Genomic DNA, 14,735 nt, shown 5'->3' with positions numbered 1-14,735 from the left:
CTGAACGCTTGTTGATCGCGCGTCGGCGTAGGCGCGTCGCGCGATCAGCCGCTCACACGCCGCACACTTCCCCTTTTCCCGCGACTTCACGCGCCGCCTTCGCGCCTTCCACCTGCAGCAGCTCCGGCAGCGAGACGCCGTTCTTGGCGGCGGTGACTTCGGCGAGTATCGATACCGCGATCTCCGGCGGCGTCCTGCTGCCGATATAAATGCCCACCGGCCCGTGCAGCCGCGCCAGCTCGGCTTCGCTGAGATCGAACTCTTTGAGGCGTTCGCGCCGCGCCGCGTTGTTGCGCCGCGAACCCAGCGCGCCGACATAGAACGCCGGCGTCTTCAGCGCTTCCATCAGCGCGAGGTCGTCGAGCTTCGGATCGTGCGTCAGCGCGATCACCGCGCAGCGTTCGTCGAGCTGCATCTCCATGACGGTGTCGTCGGGCATGGTGCGGACGATCGTCGTGCCCGGCACGTCCCACTCTTCCGTGTATTCCTCGCGCGGGTCGCACACCGTCACCTGATAGTCCAGCCCCACCGCGATGCTGCACAGATAGCGCGACAACTGCCCTGCGCCGATCACCAGCATCCGGTAGCGCGGGCCGTGGATCGTCAGCAGTTGCTGGTCGTCGAAGAGCACGCCGTCGGTGGCCTGGGCCGGTTCGAGGCGCACGTCGCCGGTCGCCATGTCGAGCGTGCGCGCCACCAGCCTGCCGCTTTCCACCGCCCCGCACAGCTCCGCAATGCCGCTTGCGCGCGTGAGCGGCTCGAGCACGAGCTGGATGGTGCCGCCGCACGGCAACCCGAAGCGATGCGCCTCCTCAGCGCTGATGCCGTATTTCACGGCCTCGGGCACGGTCTGCTCGATGCCCCGCTGCCGCACCCGCTCAATCAGGTCATCCTCGATACACCCGCCCGATACCGATCCAACCACGTGTCCATCGCCGCGCACGGCGAGCATTGCGCCTTCGGGGCGGGGCGACGAGCCCCATGTTTTGACGACCGTGACGAGCAGTGCGCGATGGCCTTCTTCGAGCCATCGCGCGCTGTTCTTCAGGACTTCGAGATCCACGCTGTCCATGATTTCTTTCCCTTTTGCTGCACGTCCTGTTCTTCGGGCGCATCCGGCGCGTCGCCGCTGCCCTCGGCGGCGGCATCCTGCGGCGCCTGAGCACCCTGAAGCTGTGCGCCGAAGCGCCTGAAAAATTCTGCCGCAATCTTGCGCGCCGCGCCGTCGACGAGACGCGAGCCGATCTGCGCCAGCTTGCCGCCTACCTGCGCGTTGGCCGTATAGCTGAGCTTCGTCGAATCGGCTTCGTCGCCGGGTTCGAGATGCACGGTCGCACTGCCCTTGCTGAAACCCGCCGCGCCGCCCTGCCCTTCGAACACGATCGTATAGGTACGGGGCGCGTCGATGTTCGTCAGCTCCATTCTGCCCTTGAAACGCGCCTTCACCGGACCGACCGCCGCTGTCATCGCAACGGCATAGACGTTTTCGCCCTCGGCTTCGATGCTGTCGCAGCCCGGAATGCAGGCTTTCAGGATCGACGTGTCGTTGAGCGCTTGCCACGCGCGTTCCTGCGTGACGGGCAAGCTATGCGTTTCGGTCAGTTCCATCGCGGGCCTCCGGAGGGCGAATGTTGCGACAAGGCAGCAAGCTCGCGTCCGACGGCCGCGAGACTGTCGAGGTTATGCGCCGCGAGCATCGCATCGACGTGCGGCAGGATGGCGCGCGCACCTCGCGCGCGCGGCGTGAATCCGGCGTAGCGCAGCAGCGGATTGAGCCACACGAGCCGGTGGGCGAAACGCCTGAGCCGGTGCATTTCGGCATCGAGCACGTCGATGGCTTCATGATCCAGGCCATCGGTCACGAGCAGCACGGTCGCGCGTCCCGCCAGCACGCGGCGCGCCCAGCGCCGGTTGAACTCCGCGAGCGCCGCGCCGATGCGCGTGCCGCCCGACCAGTCCGCGACGCTCTGTCCGAGTGCCGCGATGGCAATATCGGGATCGCGTTCGCGCAGCGCGCGCGTGGCGTGGGTCAGGCGCGTGCCGAACAGGAACACTTGCAAGCGCTCTCGCGACTGCACGAGCGCGTGGCAGAAATAGAGCACTGCGCGCGAATAGGCGCTCATCGAGCCCGAGATGTCGAGCAGTAGAACCAACGGCGGCCGGCGCTCCACGGCCGCACGATATTTCCACACAGTCCAGTCGCCGCCCGAACGCACGGCATGACGCGCGCTCGCCTTCAGGTCGGCATGCGTGCCGCGCGACGCGGCCTTGAGCCTGCGCGTCGGCTCGGTCGCGAGCGGAACACGGTGCGCGCGAATCTGATGCCGCAGCGTGCGCCATTCGTCGGCGCTGAGCGTGTCGAAGTCGCGGTGACTCAGGCGCTCCTGCGCGCTGAACGTGATGCGCGCGTGCGCCTGCTCCGGCTGCGCCTCTGACGCGGCCGGCTGCGTGGTCGCGGCGCGCGCCGCCAGCGCATCGGCGAGACGGTTGTTGCGCTTCGGCGGCGGCATGCCGTTCTTCACCTTCGGCAACAGCAGCGCGCGCAGCTTGCCTTCCCAGTCGGGATCGCGCCAGAACAGATCGAAGGCCGCGTCGAAGATCTCGCGCTCGTCGCTTGCATGCACCAGCAGACAGGCGAGCGTCGCGCGGACATCGTCGCGCCGGCCGAGATCCACGTAACGCAGGGCGTCGAGCGCATCGACGGCCTGCGCAGGCGACATGCCGAGCCCCGCGCCGCGCAGCAGCCTCACGAAATGCACGACATTGCGCGCGAAGGGTCCCAGCGTCATGGCGCCGCCGCGAGGCAGCGCGCGAGCGTGTCGGCGTCCATGCGCGCGAGATCGTCCTGGTACTTGAGCAGCACGCCCAGCGTGTCCTGCACCGATTGCGGATCGAGCTCCGACACCGACAACGCCGCCAGCGCGCGACACCAGTCGATCGTCTCCGCCACGCCCGGCGCCTTGAACAGGTCCAGTGTGCGCAGCGCATGGACGAAGGCAACCGCGCGCTCCTGCAAGTCCCGCCCGGCTTCAGGCGCACGCGCCGCGACGATCGCCAGTTCCACGTCGCGCGCCGGATAGCCGATCCACTGGTACAGGCAGCGGCGCTTCAACGCATCGTGCACTTCGCGCGTGCGATTCGACGTCATCACGACGAGCGGCGGCCGCGCCGCGCGCACCGTGCCGTATTCGGGAATCGACACCTGGAAGTCGGACAGCAGTTCCAGCAGAAACGCCTCGAACGGCTCATCGGCGCGGTCGATTTCATCGATCAGCAGCACACGGCGCGCGTCCGGATGCGCGGCATCGGGCAGCAAGGCCTGCAGCAGCGGACGCTTGAGCAGGAACTCGCCGCAATACAGCGATTCGTTCGACGGCGTCTCGCCCGCCGCTTCCGCCAGCCGCAGCGCCATGATCTGCCGCGGATAGTCCCATTCGTACAGCGCGCTCGCGGTGTCGAGTCCCTCGTAGCATTGCAGCCGCAGCAGCGTCGTGCCGCACACGCCGGCAGCCGCCTTCGCGAGCTCGGTCTTGCCGACGCCCGGCTCGCCTTCGAGAAACAGCGGGCGCTGCAACTTCAGGGCGAGAAAGAGCGCGGTCGCGAGTTCGCGGGTCGCGAAGTACTGATGCTCGCGCAGGCGCGCGAGCGTCTCGTCGATGGAAGCGGGGTCGTCCTGCATCGCCGCTAGAACGACAGCGCGCGTTCGACCGCGCGCCCCGCCAGCACCGGTATCAGGTGCGCGCGGTATGCGGCGCTGGCGTGCATGTCGGCGTTGAGTTGATCCGGCGCGATGGTTACGCCGCGCGCCGACGCCACCGAGAAGTCCTTCGACAACGCCGCCTCCAGTTCGGCCGACCGGAACACCGAAGGCGCCGCCCCCGTCACGCCGACGCGCACGCCGTCCTTGAACTTCGCGACGAACACGCCGACCAGCGCGAAGTGCGACGCGGGATTGCGAAACTTCTCATACGCCGCGCGCTCGGCCAGCGGAAACTCGACCGCGGTGATGAGTTCATCGGGTTCGAGCGCGGTCTGATACATGTCGATGAAAAAGTCGTCGGCGGCGATGCGCCGGCGGTCCGTCACGACGGTCGCGTTCAGCGCGAGGACGGCGGACGGATAACACGCGGCGGGATCGTCGTTCGCGAGCGAGCCGCCGATGGTCCCGCGATCGCGCACCTGGCGGTCGCCGATCCGGCCCGCGAGATCCGCGAGCCCGGGCAATGCCTTTTGCACGTCCGGATTCGCTGCCACCTCGGCATGGCACACGGCGCCGCCGATGGTGAGCGTGCCGCCGTTCAGCGTGACGGCTTTCATCGACGCGATGCGCGTCACGTCGATCAACGCCGATGGCTGCGCGAGACGCAGGCGCATGGTCGGCAGCAGGCTCTGGCCGCCGGCGAGGAACTTGGCCTCGTCGTTCGCGGAAAGCGCGGCGACCGCCGCCTGCGCTTCGCCCGGCCGTTGATAGTCGAATGAGTACATGGCCAGTCTCCTCAGGCGGTTTGGGCGGTGTGCATCGCGGTCCAGACGCGGTGCGGCGTCGCGGGCATCTGCAGGTCCTTCACGCCGAGCGGCGCGAGTGCGTCGAGAATCGCGTTGATGACGGCGGGCGGCGAACCGATCGCGCCCGCTTCGCCGCAGCCCTTCACGCCCAGCGGGTTGTGCGTGCACGGCGTGCCCTTCGCCGTCTCCACGGTGAAGTTCGGCAGATCGATGGCATGCGGCATCGCATAGTCCATGAACGAGCCGGACAGCAACTGGCCGGTGCTGTTGTCGTACACGCAGCGTTCGAGCATCGCCTGCCCGATGCCCTGCCCCAGTCCGCCGTGCACCTGCCCTTCGACGATCATCGGGTTGATCACGTTGCCGAAGTCGTCGACGGCCGTGAACTTCTGGATGCGCGTCTCGCCCGTGTCCTGGTCCACTTCCACCTCGCACACGTACGCGCCGGACGGATAGGTGAAGTTGGTCGGATCGTAGAACGCGTTCTCGTTGAGGCCCGGCTCCATCTGGTCGAGCGGGAAGTTGTGCGGCACGTACGCAGCCAGCGAGACATCGACGAAGGTCTTGGTGCGGTCCGTGCCCGCCACCCGGAACACGCCGTTCTGGAACTCGATGTCCTCCACCGCCGCTTCCAGCAAATGCGCAGCGATCTTCTTCGCCTTCGACTCGACCTTGTCGAGCGCCTTCATGATCGCCGAGCCGCCGACCGAAATCGATCGCGAACCGTACGTGCCCATGCCGAAGGGAATGCGTCCGGTGTCGCCGTGGATCACCTCGACGTTTTCGATCGCGATGCCGAGCCGGTCCGCGACGACTTGCGCGAAGGTCGTTTCGTGGCCCTGGCCGTGACTGTGCGAGCCGGTGAAGACGGTGACCGAGCCGGTCGGATGCACGCGCACTTCGCCTGCTTCGAAGAGGCCCGCGCGCGCGCCGAGTGCGCCCGCCACGTTCGACGGCGCCAGTCCGCAGGCCTCGATGTAGCACGAATAGCCGATGCCGCGCAGCTTGCCCTTTTGCTTCGATTCCTCGCGGCGCGCGGCGAAGCCCTTCACGTCGGCGAGTTCGAGCGCGCGGTCGAGACAGGCGTCGTAATCGCCGGTGTCGTAGGTCAGTCCGACCGGCGTCGCATACGGGAACTCGCGGATGAAGTTGCGGCGCCGCAATTCCACCGGGTCGATGTTCAGTTCGCGCGCCGCTGTTTCCACCAGCCGCTCGACCACATACGTGGCTTCCGGCCGGCCCGCGCCGCGATAGGCATCCACCGGCACCGTGTTCGTGAACACCGCTTTCACTTCGGCGTAGATGGCGGGCGTCGTGTACTGCCCGGCGAGCAGCGTCGCGTAGAGCACGGTCGGGATCGACGAGGCGAACGTCGACAGATACGCGCCCATGTTCGCCGTCGTGTGCACGCGCATGCCGATGAACTTGCCGTCCGCGTCGATGGCGAGTTCCGCCTTCGTCACGTGGTCGCGGCCGTGCGCGTCGGAGAGGAAGGCTTCGGAACGCTCGGCCGTCCACTTGACCGGTCGTCCGACCTTCCGGGAGGCCCACGTCAGCGCGACATCTTCCGCATACAGGAAGATCTTCGAGCCGAAACCGCCGCCCACGTCCGGCGCGATCACGCGCAGTTTCGACTCCGGCAGTTGCAGCACGAACGCCGCCATCAGCAGACGTTCCACGTGCGGGTTCTGGTTCGCGACATAGACCGTGTAGCTCTCGTCGTGCTTCGCGTGGCTCGCGTTCACGGCGCGCGGTTCGATCGCGTTCGGCACGAGCCGCTGGTTGACGATATCCAGCGTCGTTACATGCGCGGCCTGCGCGAAGGCGGCGTCGGTCCGGGCCTTGTCGCCGTGGCCCCAGTTGTAGCAGACGTTGTTCGGCACGCTGTCGTGCACGAGCGGCTGGCCGGCGTCGGAGGCGCTTCCGGTATCGACCGTAGCGGGCAGCTCGTCGTAATCCACCTCGATCAGTTCGAGCGCGTCCTTCGCCTCCTTCACCGATTCGGCGATCACCAGCGCCACCTGATCGCCCACGTGCAGCACCTTGTCGTGCGCGATGACCGGGTGCGGCGGTTCGTGCATCGGCGAGCCGTCCGTGCTGTGGATCAGCCAGCCGCACGGCAGGCCGCCGACGTTCTCGCCCGCCAGATCCCGGCCCGTGAAGATGCCGATCACACCCGGCGACGCCTTCGCCGCCTCGATATCGATGCGCTTGATCCGCGCGTGCGCATGCGGCGAACGCAGGAACACGCCATAGCTTTGCTGCGGGAGGACGACATCGTCCGTGTACTGGCCCGCGCCAGTCAGGAAGCGATAGTCTTCCTTGCGCTTGACGCCGGCGCCGATCAGTTTCTGTTGCTCAGGGGCATTCATCGCGGTCTCCTATTAAGGCGCGATTCATCGTTTCGGAAGGATTCGGAGCCGGGATCAGGCGCCCGCTTTCATGTCCTGCGCGCCCTGGAGAACCGCTTTGACGATGTTGTGATAGCCCGTACAGCGGCACAGGTTGCCGTCGAGCTGTTCACGGACTTCTTCCTCGGACAGGTCGGCCGACTGCGCGGCCAGCGCGCTCGCACTCATCACCATGCCCGGGGTGCAGAAGCCGCATTGCAAGCCGTGACAGGCCTTGAAGGCCGCCTGCATCGGATGGAGCTGGCCGTCTTTCGCCATGCCTTCGATGGTCGTCACGTCCATGCCGTCCGCCTGCACCGCAAGCATGTTGCACGACTTCACTGCGCGGCCTTCGAGATGGACGGTGCACGCGCCGCACTGGGCCGTATCGCAGCCAATGTGCGTGCCGGTGAGACGGAGTTGATCGCGGAGAAACTGGACCAGCAGAAGATGCGGTTCGACGGTGGCGGTCACGGGTTTGCCGTTGACCGTCAGGCTGATGCTGAGCGCCATTTCACTGTCTCCATGTGAGGACGGACCAGCTTCACGCCGTTGCACCTGCCTTACTGCCGCCGTGAGCGTTCAGCTGGGTTGGGTGTTGTGTTTGTGACGTCGAGTAAAGCACAAATCGACGGGCGTCGCCATCCGCGCGAACGCACGTTTGAATCGGCGCGCCGCAACGCAAAACGCCGCCCGGCGGGCGGCGTTTGGAAGCATGCGTCACGCGTTTCAACGCGTCGCGGTTTCGCGCTCTCTCACGCGGGCAGAGGCGTCCGATACTTCCGGCGGCACGCGGCCCAGCAGCGCGTGACGGCGCGAATAGGCGAAGTAGATCGCCAGGCCGGCCACCAGCCACACGAGGAAGGCAATCCACGTGGTCGCCTGGAGGTTGGCCATGAGGAAGAGGCACGAGGCCACGGCCAGCACCGGCACCACCGGCACGCCCGGGCAGCGGAACGCACGCGGCAGGTCGGGATGGGTGCGGCGCAGGATCAGCACCGCGACGGACATCAGCGAGAACGCGGCCAGCGTGCCGATATTGATCAGCTCCGCCAGCACGTTGAGCGGCACGAGCGCGCCAATCAAGCCGAAGACGATGCCGACGAGCCAGGTGGTGAAGAAAGGCGTCGAGAATCGCGGATGCACCTTCGACAGACGCGCGGGCAGAAGACCGTCGCGCGACATCGCGTAGATGATGCGGGTCTGGCCGTAGCTCATCACGAGAATCACGGTGAGCATGCCGAGCACCGCACCGAGGTCGATGAAGCCCGCCACCCAGTTCTGCCCCGCCACCTGCAGCGCGAACGACACCGGATGCGGATTGTTCGCGAATTGCGCCGACGGCACGATGCCCGTCACGACACCCGCGACCGCCACGTACAGCACGGCACACACGACCAGCGACGAGATGATGCCGATGGGCAGGTCGCGCTTCGGATTCTTCACTTCCTCCGCCGCCGACGACACCGCGTCGAAGCCGATGAACGCGAAAAACATCACGGCGGCCGCGCCGAACACGCCGGACCAGCCGTGCGGCATGAACGGATGCCAGTTCGCCGGCTTGACGTGGAACACGCCCACCGCGATCACCAGCAAGACCACCGTCACCTTGATCGCGACCATGAGGTTGTTGACGCGGGTGGATTCCTTGATGCCGACGGAGAGCAGCGTGGTGACGGCCATCATCACCAGGAATGCGGGCAGGTTGAACCAGGTGACCTGGCCGGGCAGCGCGCCGGGCGCGGCAGTCAGGACGGTGGGCAAGGCGACGCCGAAGCCGGACAGCAGCGATTGCAGATAGCCGGACCAGCCGACGGACACGGCCGACGAGGCAAGTCCGTACTCGAGCATCAGATCCCAGCCGATGATCCACGCGGCCAGTTCGCCGAGTGTCGCGTAGGAATAGGTGTAGATGGAGCCGGCGACGGGGATCGTCGATGAGAATTCGGCGTAGGCCAGCGCCGCGAAACCGCAGGCGATGGCGGCGACGATGAACGAGATCATCAGGGCCGGGCCCGCTTGCACGGCGCCCGTGCCGGTCAGCACGAAAATCCCGGTGCCGATGATCGCCCCGATGCCAAGAAAGGTCAGATCGAGGGCGCCAAGCGTTTTCTTGAGCGACGTGCCGGACGCGCCGGCCAGCATGTGCTCGACATTCTTCCTGCGGAACAACGACATTGCGATGAATCTCCTTCTGGCGCGCGGGCGCCCTGCTGCGGGAAAACCCGGCATTTTATCGGAGACTCAGAGATTGCCCTGAGATGGGGCACGTCGCGCATGTCGCGGCGAACTTTTACGAATTTATCTTGTGCAGGATAAATTCTCAGCCGGCGATGCCCGGATTCATGTCGACGAGACGATTGCTCATCACGTAGAAGGTCAGCTCCGCGTTGTTGGCGAGCTTCATCTTTTCCAACAACCGCGCGCGATAAACACTGACCGTTTTAACCGACAGCGATAACGCGTTCGCGATATCCGTCAGACGCTTTCCGGAAGCCAGCATGCACAGCGTCTGGTACTCACGGTCCGACAGCTTTTCGTGCGGCAGCCGTTCGGTATCGAGCGAAACGTAAGTGGCGAGTGCTTCGGCCATCTCCGGGCTCACGTATTTGCGGCCCGCCGCAACCTGGCGGATCGCGCCGAGCATCAGCGCGGGGTCGGCCGTCTTCGACAGATAGCCCGACGCGCCCGCCTTCAGCGCCCGTACTGCGTACTGATCCTCGCGGTACATCGAGAACATCAGCACCGGCAAGCGCGGCACGTCGCGCTTGATCCGCTTCAGCAGGTCGATACCGTTGACGTCGGGCAACGAGATGTCGAGCATCGCGACGTCGAACGGGTGGCGCGCGACCAGCGCGAGCGCCTGCAGGCCGGTTTCGGCCTCCGACACTTCGGCGGCGACACCGCGTTCCACCAGCAATTGCGCGACACCGCGACGCACGATGGCGTGGTCGTCGGCGAGCAGGACCTTGAGCATCGGCGGCCTCAGGCGCTGACGACGCCGATCGCGAACAGCGCCGGCCGCGCAGCGGCCCAGGGCAGACGCGCGCGCACGATGGTTCCCGCCGGTTTCGCGGCCACGATGCGCAGGCTGCCGCACAGCGACTCGCAGCGCGCACGCATGCCCGACAGGCCGAAGCGGCCGCTCTTGCGGCGCGCGGCCGCGCTGATGCCAATGCCGTCGTCCTCGACGGTCAGCATGACGGCGTCGTTGTCGGCGTCGAGGGTAACGTTCGCGTGCGTCGCGCCGGCGTGGCGCGCGACGTTGCCGAGCGCTTCCTGCGCCACGCGAAACAGCGCGAGCGACATGTCGTCGGACAGGCGGTCAAGATGCGCATCGCGCGCACAGGCAAACGCCACGGAGAGCGTCGTGCGGGCGCGAAAGCTGTCGATCCAGTTGAGCAGTTCGGCACCGAGACCGGCGGCGAAGGTCGGCGCGTGCAGGCCCTCGACGATGCGATGGCTCGTTTCGCAGACCTCGGCCAGCGCGGCGCGCGCCTGATGCAGCGCGTCGTCGAGCGCGGCGGGGGCGTCGGCGGGAAGCCAGTGTCCCGCGCGCGCGAGCGCGAGATTGGCAACGGTGAGCGCGGCGCCGGTTTCATCGTGGAGATCTTGGGCAAGCGCCTGGCGCGCGCGTTCTTCCGTGGCGGCAAGTAGCGCGGCCAGTTCCTGCACGCGCGCGGTCAGGCGCTGGATCTGCCGGTCGCCCTTGAGCTTGGCATCGATCAGCGCGGACCAGGGAGACGAAGACGGAAGGCTAAACGACGCGCCGGGACATTCCGGCGGCGGTGACGACACCCCGCGCAACGAGGCGCGACGAATCGGAATCTCGTCGAGCGAGATCATGGCCGGCGGGTTCATTCACATTCCTCGCTTTGAGCGCAACTGGAGCTACGTCCTCGGCTGACCCGCGAGCGGCGTAACTGAATTTACACTCTGTAACACCGAAGACGGAGCGCGCGGCGCGCGCGCCCTCGTAGGCGTAAACGGATCATATCTCAAAAATATGATAAATCCATGTCCGGCAAGGCCTGGAACGGTGAACTTCATGTCGTTTGCCAAGTTCGACGCACACAATGCGTAGGAAAAACACCTACTCCGCGTTGGAATCGGCGGCTAATTTGTAACTTCATAGTCTGAGCCGAGGCGAAAAAAAAACCGGAGCGCGAAGCACCGGTTTTTACTGAACGAATGCAGCGCTGCAATCAGCCGACAAACGCCTTTTCGACGACATAGTGGCCAGGATGGTTGTTGCTGCCTTCCTTGAAGCCCAGGCTGTCGAGCAGTTCACGCGTGTCGCGTAGCATGTGCGGGCTGCCGCAGAGCATGACGCGGTCGTTCTCGACGGAGAACGGCTCCACTGCCAGATCCGCAAACAGCTTCTTCGTTTCGATCAGATCCGTGATGCGGCCACGGTTGGCGAATTCCTCGCGCGTGACGGTCGGGTAGTAGACCAGTTTCTCCGACACGATCTCGCCAATATGCTCGTGCGCCGGCAAATGCTCGGTGATGAAGTCCTTGTACGCGAGTTCATCGACGAAACGGCAGGTGTGCGTGAGCACGATCTTCTCGTAGCGGTCGTACACGTCCGGGTCCTTGATGATGGACATGAACGGCGCGAGCCCCGTGCCGGTCGACAGCAGCCACAGCGTCTTGCCGGGCAGCAGGTTGTCGGCCATGAGCGTGCCCGTCGGCTTCTTGCCGATCAGCACGGAATCACCCACCTTCAAGTGTTGCAAGCGCGAGGTCAGCGGACCGTCCGGCACCTTGATGCTCAGGAATTCGAGATGGTCTTCGTAGTTGGCGCTCGCGAGGCTGTAGGCGCGCAGCAGCGGCTTGCCTTCGACTTCGAGGCCCACCATCGTGAACTGGCCGTTCTCGAAGCGGAACGCGCTGTCGCGGGTGCAGGTGAAACTGAAAAGCGTGTCGGTCCAGTGATGGACGCTCAGGACGGTTTGAGAATTAAGGTTGCTCATGGCTTCTTGAACTGTGCGAAAACGGTGGCGCTCCGACGATCGCGGCCGGCTAGCGGCAAGCATCGCCACGCCGGGACCGCGCTGCAAACGCGCGCACGACGAAAGCGCTGCGCTGCGCGAAAGGACCTTCGAGTGGTGACGGCCGCGGATCGGTACGACCCAGGCGCTTCGGTACGACTCAGGCTACGACCCGGATTACAGCCCAGGCAGCGCGACAGCCCGGCGGAGTCGCGTATTTTAACCCGATCGCGAATCCGCGTCGTCCGGGGCCGCGCGGGACGCCGCTGCGGCACAGACACGCACGCCCGGGCCAAGGCGGACCGACGCGCTCGCGGGACGAATATCGCTGGCTGGCGTGTGGCTGGCGGGCGGCGGGCTTCAGCGGGCTTCCCGGCAATGATCGAATCGCCGGAAGCCGCCGAGCCCGCATGATAGCAACGGAACCGTCGCCGACTGGAAAAACCCCTTTCCGCAGAAAGGCTTGGACGCGTTTGCGCGGATCAGATGCGCTGGTCGGTGGAAGGCTTCTCCCACAGATTGATGCCGCCTTCCTGCGCATGCCGATCGATTTCAGCGAGTTCTTCCGCGGTGAACTCCAGGTTCTTCAGCGCGGCGACGTTCTCCGCGACCTGCTCCGCGCGGCTCGCGCCGATCAGCACCGACGTCACGCGCGAACCGCGCAGCGCCCACGCCAGCGCCATCTGCGCGAGACTCTGGCCGCGCTTCTGCGCCAGTTCGTCGAGCTTGCGCACGTGCGCGAGATTGGCCTCGCTCAGATGCTCCTGCTTGAGCGACCCGCCGCCCGGCTTGTTGACGCGGGCGTCCTGGGGCACGCCGTTCAGATACTTGTTCGTCAGCAGCCCCTGCGCGAGCGGCGTGAACGCAATACTGCCGGCGCCGATGTCGTCGAGCGTGTCGAGCAGTTCGTTCTCGATCCAGCGGTTCAGCATGTTATAGGACGGCTGATGGATCAGCAGCGGCACCTTGTGCTCGGCGAGCAGCTTCGCCATTTCACGCGTTTTCGTCGCGGAATAAGACGAAATGCCCACGTACAGCGCCTTGCCGGAATGCACCGCCGTGGCGAGCGCGCCGGCGGTTTCCTCGAGCGGCGTGTCGGCGTCGAAACGATGCGAGTAGAAGATATCGACGTAATCGAGGCCCATGCGCTTCAGGCTCTGATCGAGGCTCGCGAGCACGTATTTGCGCGAGCCGCCGCCCTGACCGTACGGCCCCGGCCACATGTCCCATCCGGCCTTTGACGAAATCAGCAGTTCGTCCCGGTACGGCCGGAAATCGTCCTTGAAGAGCCGTCCGAAGTTGGTTTCGGCGCTGCCGTAGGGCGGGCCGTAGTTGTTGGCGAGATCGAAATGCGTGACGCCCAGATCGAATGCGGTGCGCAGGATCTCGCGCTGGGTGGAGATGGGCGTCGTATCGCCGAAGTTATGCCACAGGCCCAGCGAGAGCGCCGGCAGTTTCAAACCGCTTCTGCCGCAGGTGCGGTACTGCATTTCTGTGTAACGCTCGGATGATGCGTGGTAAGCCATGGCGATTTCCTCTGCGGTTTGCGTGTTGAACGGTTCTGCGGCCGGCATGACGGCGTGCGCGGGCACGTGCCCTGCCAAGGGCGTCCATGGTAAGCCGATCGACTGCGGGCGTGCAGCGTCCTTTCCTTCGTCCCGCTATTTGGCACCACCCTTTCTTTTCCCGAAACGCTGCAAGCCACAATGAACGTTCGCCGGCTCAGCCGGACCAATGCTCATCCCGTCTTCTGGAGCTTCCCCATGGATTCAATCGACCGACTGCGCCCCGCCTACGATTCCTTCACCGCCATCGCCGTGACCTACGGCATCGACATTGTGCTGGCGCTCTTGATCCTGCTGGCCGGATGGTGGATCTCCAATGTCGTCGCCAACGCGCTGCGCCGCGCGCTGGCCCGCACCAGCGTCGACGCGACGCTCACGCCGGTGCTTGCCAGCATCGCGTTGTGGGCGATTCGCGTGGTCGCGATCGTCGCGGCGCTCGGCAAGTTCGGCATCGCGGCGGCCAGCATTCTCACCGTGCTCGGCGCCGCGGGCCTCGCCATCGGGCTGGCCTTGCAGGGCACACTGCAGAACATCGCGGCAGGGCTGATGCTGTTGCTGCTGCGACCGTTCCGGGTCGGCGATTACATCGAAGGCGTCGGCACCACGGCGGGCACGGTCAACGAAATCGGACTGTTCACCACGCGTCTGACAAAAGCCGACGGCATCGTCATGTATGTGCCGAACAGCCTGATCTGGGCGAATGCGATCACCAACTACAGCGCGAACGATCGTCGGCGCGTCGTCATCAACTTCCAGGCGCAGCACGGGCTGAAGGTGGACCACGTGCTCGGCGAATTGCGTCGGCTGGTCGGTGAGGATGCGCGCATCGTGCAGGAGGGGCCGTCGGCGCCGTGGATCGCGGTGACGGATTACACCGATACCGGCGTCAAGTACAACCTCGGCGCGTGGACGAGCCGGAGCGATCACGCCAGCGTGATGGCCGATCTGTTGCGCAAGATCCAGCCGCTCACGCGCGAGGAAGCGGAGGCCGCGTGAATCCGATCCGCTGGTCGTCGAGTGGACGCGGGCTTACGGACCGATTAACCTGACGCGCCTTTCAGTCACGAGACCAGACCATGACCCGAGCGATTTCCGTTGCGCTGCTTGTCGGCGGCATTGTGTTGCTTTACTTCGGCGGACAGTCGTTCCATTCGCTGTCCAACGACGTCGCGCGCTTCTTTACGGGCTCGCCCACGAACAAGACCATTTGGCTGATCGCGGGCGGCGTCGTTGCCTGTCTGGCCGGGCTGATCGGGCTGGCGATTCCTTCGCGGCGCTGA

14 protein-coding genes are annotated in these 14,735 nt (G+C 65.7%); 2 read left to right on the top strand and 12 right to left on the bottom strand.

All coding sequences use genetic code 11. From position 1 onward, the window contains the following. Nucleotides 1-52 precede the first annotated feature (52 nt). From QCE88_RS01265 to mgrA, 12 genes are all read right to left on the bottom strand, one after another. The gene (locus QCE88_RS01265) at nt 53-1,072 is read right to left on the bottom strand and encodes an XdhC family protein (protein WP_309898501.1); all 1,020 of its coding nucleotides are present in this window, start codon (nt 1,070-1,072) and stop codon (nt 53-55) included. Further along, nucleotides 1,045-1,608 (bottom strand): carbon monoxide dehydrogenase subunit G, encoded by a 564-nt coding sequence (locus QCE88_RS01260; protein WP_309898499.1) that lies wholly within the window; start codon nt 1,606-1,608, stop codon nt 1,045-1,047. Before QCE88_RS01260 ends, QCE88_RS01265 begins: the two co-directional genes overlap by 28 nt. Next, on the bottom strand, nt 1,599-2,789 hold the full coding sequence (locus QCE88_RS01255; protein ID WP_309898497.1) for a VWA domain-containing protein: 1,191 nt from the start codon (nt 2,787-2,789) through the stop codon (nt 1,599-1,601). The genes QCE88_RS01260 and QCE88_RS01255 overlap by 10 nt, the downstream gene beginning before the upstream one ends. Beyond that, nucleotides 2,786-3,679, bottom strand: coding sequence for a MoxR family ATPase (locus tag QCE88_RS01250; RefSeq protein ID WP_309898495.1), 894 nt, complete (start codon nt 3,677-3,679; stop codon nt 2,786-2,788). The genes QCE88_RS01255 and QCE88_RS01250 overlap by 4 nt, the downstream gene beginning before the upstream one ends. Before the next feature lie 5 nt (nt 3,680-3,684). Continuing rightward, nucleotides 3,685-4,485 carry a xanthine dehydrogenase family protein subunit M gene (locus QCE88_RS01245; protein ID WP_309898493.1) on the bottom strand — a complete coding sequence of 267 codons (801 nt, stop codon included), beginning with the start codon at nt 4,483-4,485 and terminating at the stop codon, nt 3,685-3,687. Nucleotides 4,486-4,496: 11 nt separating this feature from the next. Further along, complete coding sequence (locus tag QCE88_RS01240; RefSeq protein ID WP_309898491.1) at nt 4,497-6,878, bottom strand: xanthine dehydrogenase family protein molybdopterin-binding subunit; 2,382 nt, start codon at nt 6,876-6,878, stop codon at nt 4,497-4,499. Nucleotides 6,879-6,932: 54 nt separating this feature from the next. Beyond that, entirely contained in the window at nt 6,933-7,409 is a 477-nt protein-coding gene (locus QCE88_RS01235) for a 2Fe-2S iron-sulfur cluster-binding protein (protein ID WP_309898489.1), read from the bottom strand. A gap of 216 nt (nt 7,410-7,625) precedes the next feature. After that, entirely contained in the window at nt 7,626-9,074 is a 1,449-nt protein-coding gene (locus QCE88_RS01230; protein ID WP_309898487.1) for an amino acid permease, read from the bottom strand. Between the two features lie 145 nt (nt 9,075-9,219). After that, a complete protein-coding gene (rqpR, locus tag QCE88_RS01225) occupies nt 9,220-9,873 on the bottom strand; it encodes a response regulator transcription factor RqpR (protein ID WP_309898485.1) in 654 nt (217 codons plus the stop codon). An 8-nt stretch (nt 9,874-9,881) separates the two neighbouring features. Beyond that, nucleotides 9,882-10,757 (bottom strand): ATP-binding protein, encoded by an 876-nt coding sequence (locus QCE88_RS01220; protein ID WP_309898483.1) that lies wholly within the window; start codon nt 10,755-10,757, stop codon nt 9,882-9,884. Nucleotides 10,758-11,101: 344 nt separating this feature from the next. After that, a complete protein-coding gene (locus QCE88_RS01215; RefSeq protein ID WP_309898481.1) occupies nt 11,102-11,872 on the bottom strand; it encodes a ferredoxin--NADP reductase in 771 nt (256 codons plus the stop codon). Between the two features lie 500 nt (nt 11,873-12,372). After that, nucleotides 12,373-13,416 (bottom strand): L-glyceraldehyde 3-phosphate reductase, encoded by a 1,044-nt coding sequence (gene mgrA, locus QCE88_RS01210; RefSeq protein WP_309898479.1) that lies wholly within the window; start codon nt 13,414-13,416, stop codon nt 12,373-12,375. A 237-nt stretch (nt 13,417-13,653) separates the two neighbouring features. On the opposite strand from mgrA, the gene QCE88_RS01205 reads away from it, so the two are divergent. Then, nucleotides 13,654-14,451 (top strand): mechanosensitive ion channel family protein, encoded by a 798-nt coding sequence (locus QCE88_RS01205; protein ID WP_309898477.1) that lies wholly within the window; start codon nt 13,654-13,656, stop codon nt 14,449-14,451. 80 nt (nt 14,452-14,531) lie between these two features. Beyond that, nucleotides 14,532-14,735, top strand: coding sequence for a DUF3185 family protein (locus tag QCE88_RS01200; RefSeq protein ID WP_309811085.1), 204 nt, complete (start codon nt 14,532-14,534; stop codon nt 14,733-14,735).

The organism is Caballeronia sp. LZ035 (assembly GCF_031451175.1).
GTDB lineage: Bacteria > Pseudomonadota > Gammaproteobacteria > Burkholderiales > Burkholderiaceae > Caballeronia.
Note: the sequence above shows the minus strand (reverse complement) of the source record. Positions and strands in the feature narration are given on the sequence as shown.

What these genes read in the sequence shown, in the direction of transcription:
- QCE88_RS01265 (WP_309898501.1), bottom strand. Translation starts at nt 1,072, where the DNA reads ATGGACAGCGTGGATCTCGAAGTCCTGAAGAACAGCGCGCGATGGCTC.
- QCE88_RS01260 (WP_309898499.1), bottom strand. Translation starts at nt 1,608, where the DNA reads ATGGAACTGACCGAAACGCATAGCTTGCCCGTCACGCAGGAACGCGCG.
- QCE88_RS01255 (WP_309898497.1), bottom strand. Translation starts at nt 2,789, where the DNA reads ATGACGCTGGGACCCTTCGCGCGCAATGTCGTGCATTTCGTGAGGCTG.
- QCE88_RS01250 (WP_309898495.1), bottom strand. Translation starts at nt 3,679, where the DNA reads ATGCAGGACGACCCCGCTTCCATCGACGAGACGCTCGCGCGCCTGCGC.
- QCE88_RS01245 (WP_309898493.1), bottom strand. Translation starts at nt 4,485, where the DNA reads ATGTACTCATTCGACTATCAACGGCCGGGCGAAGCGCAGGCGGCGGTC.
- QCE88_RS01240 (WP_309898491.1), bottom strand. Translation starts at nt 6,878, where the DNA reads ATGAATGCCCCTGAGCAACAGAAACTGATCGGCGCCGGCGTCAAGCGC.
- QCE88_RS01235 (WP_309898489.1), bottom strand. Translation starts at nt 7,409, where the DNA reads ATGGCGCTCAGCATCAGCCTGACGGTCAACGGCAAACCCGTGACCGCC.
- QCE88_RS01230 (WP_309898487.1), bottom strand. Translation starts at nt 9,074, where the DNA reads ATGTCGTTGTTCCGCAGGAAGAATGTCGAGCACATGCTGGCCGGCGCG.
- rqpR (WP_309898485.1), bottom strand. Translation starts at nt 9,873, where the DNA reads ATGCTCAAGGTCCTGCTCGCCGACGACCACGCCATCGTGCGTCGCGGT.
- QCE88_RS01220 (WP_309898483.1), bottom strand. Translation starts at nt 10,757, where the DNA reads ATGAACCCGCCGGCCATGATCTCGCTCGACGAGATTCCGATTCGTCGC.
- QCE88_RS01215 (WP_309898481.1), bottom strand. Translation starts at nt 11,872, where the DNA reads ATGAGCAACCTTAATTCTCAAACCGTCCTGAGCGTCCATCACTGGACC.
- mgrA (WP_309898479.1), bottom strand. Translation starts at nt 13,416, where the DNA reads ATGGCTTACCACGCATCATCCGAGCGTTACACAGAAATGCAGTACCGC.
- QCE88_RS01205 (WP_309898477.1), top strand. Translation starts at nt 13,654, where the DNA reads ATGGATTCAATCGACCGACTGCGCCCCGCCTACGATTCCTTCACCGCC.
- QCE88_RS01200 (WP_309811085.1), top strand. Translation starts at nt 14,532, where the DNA reads ATGACCCGAGCGATTTCCGTTGCGCTGCTTGTCGGCGGCATTGTGTTG.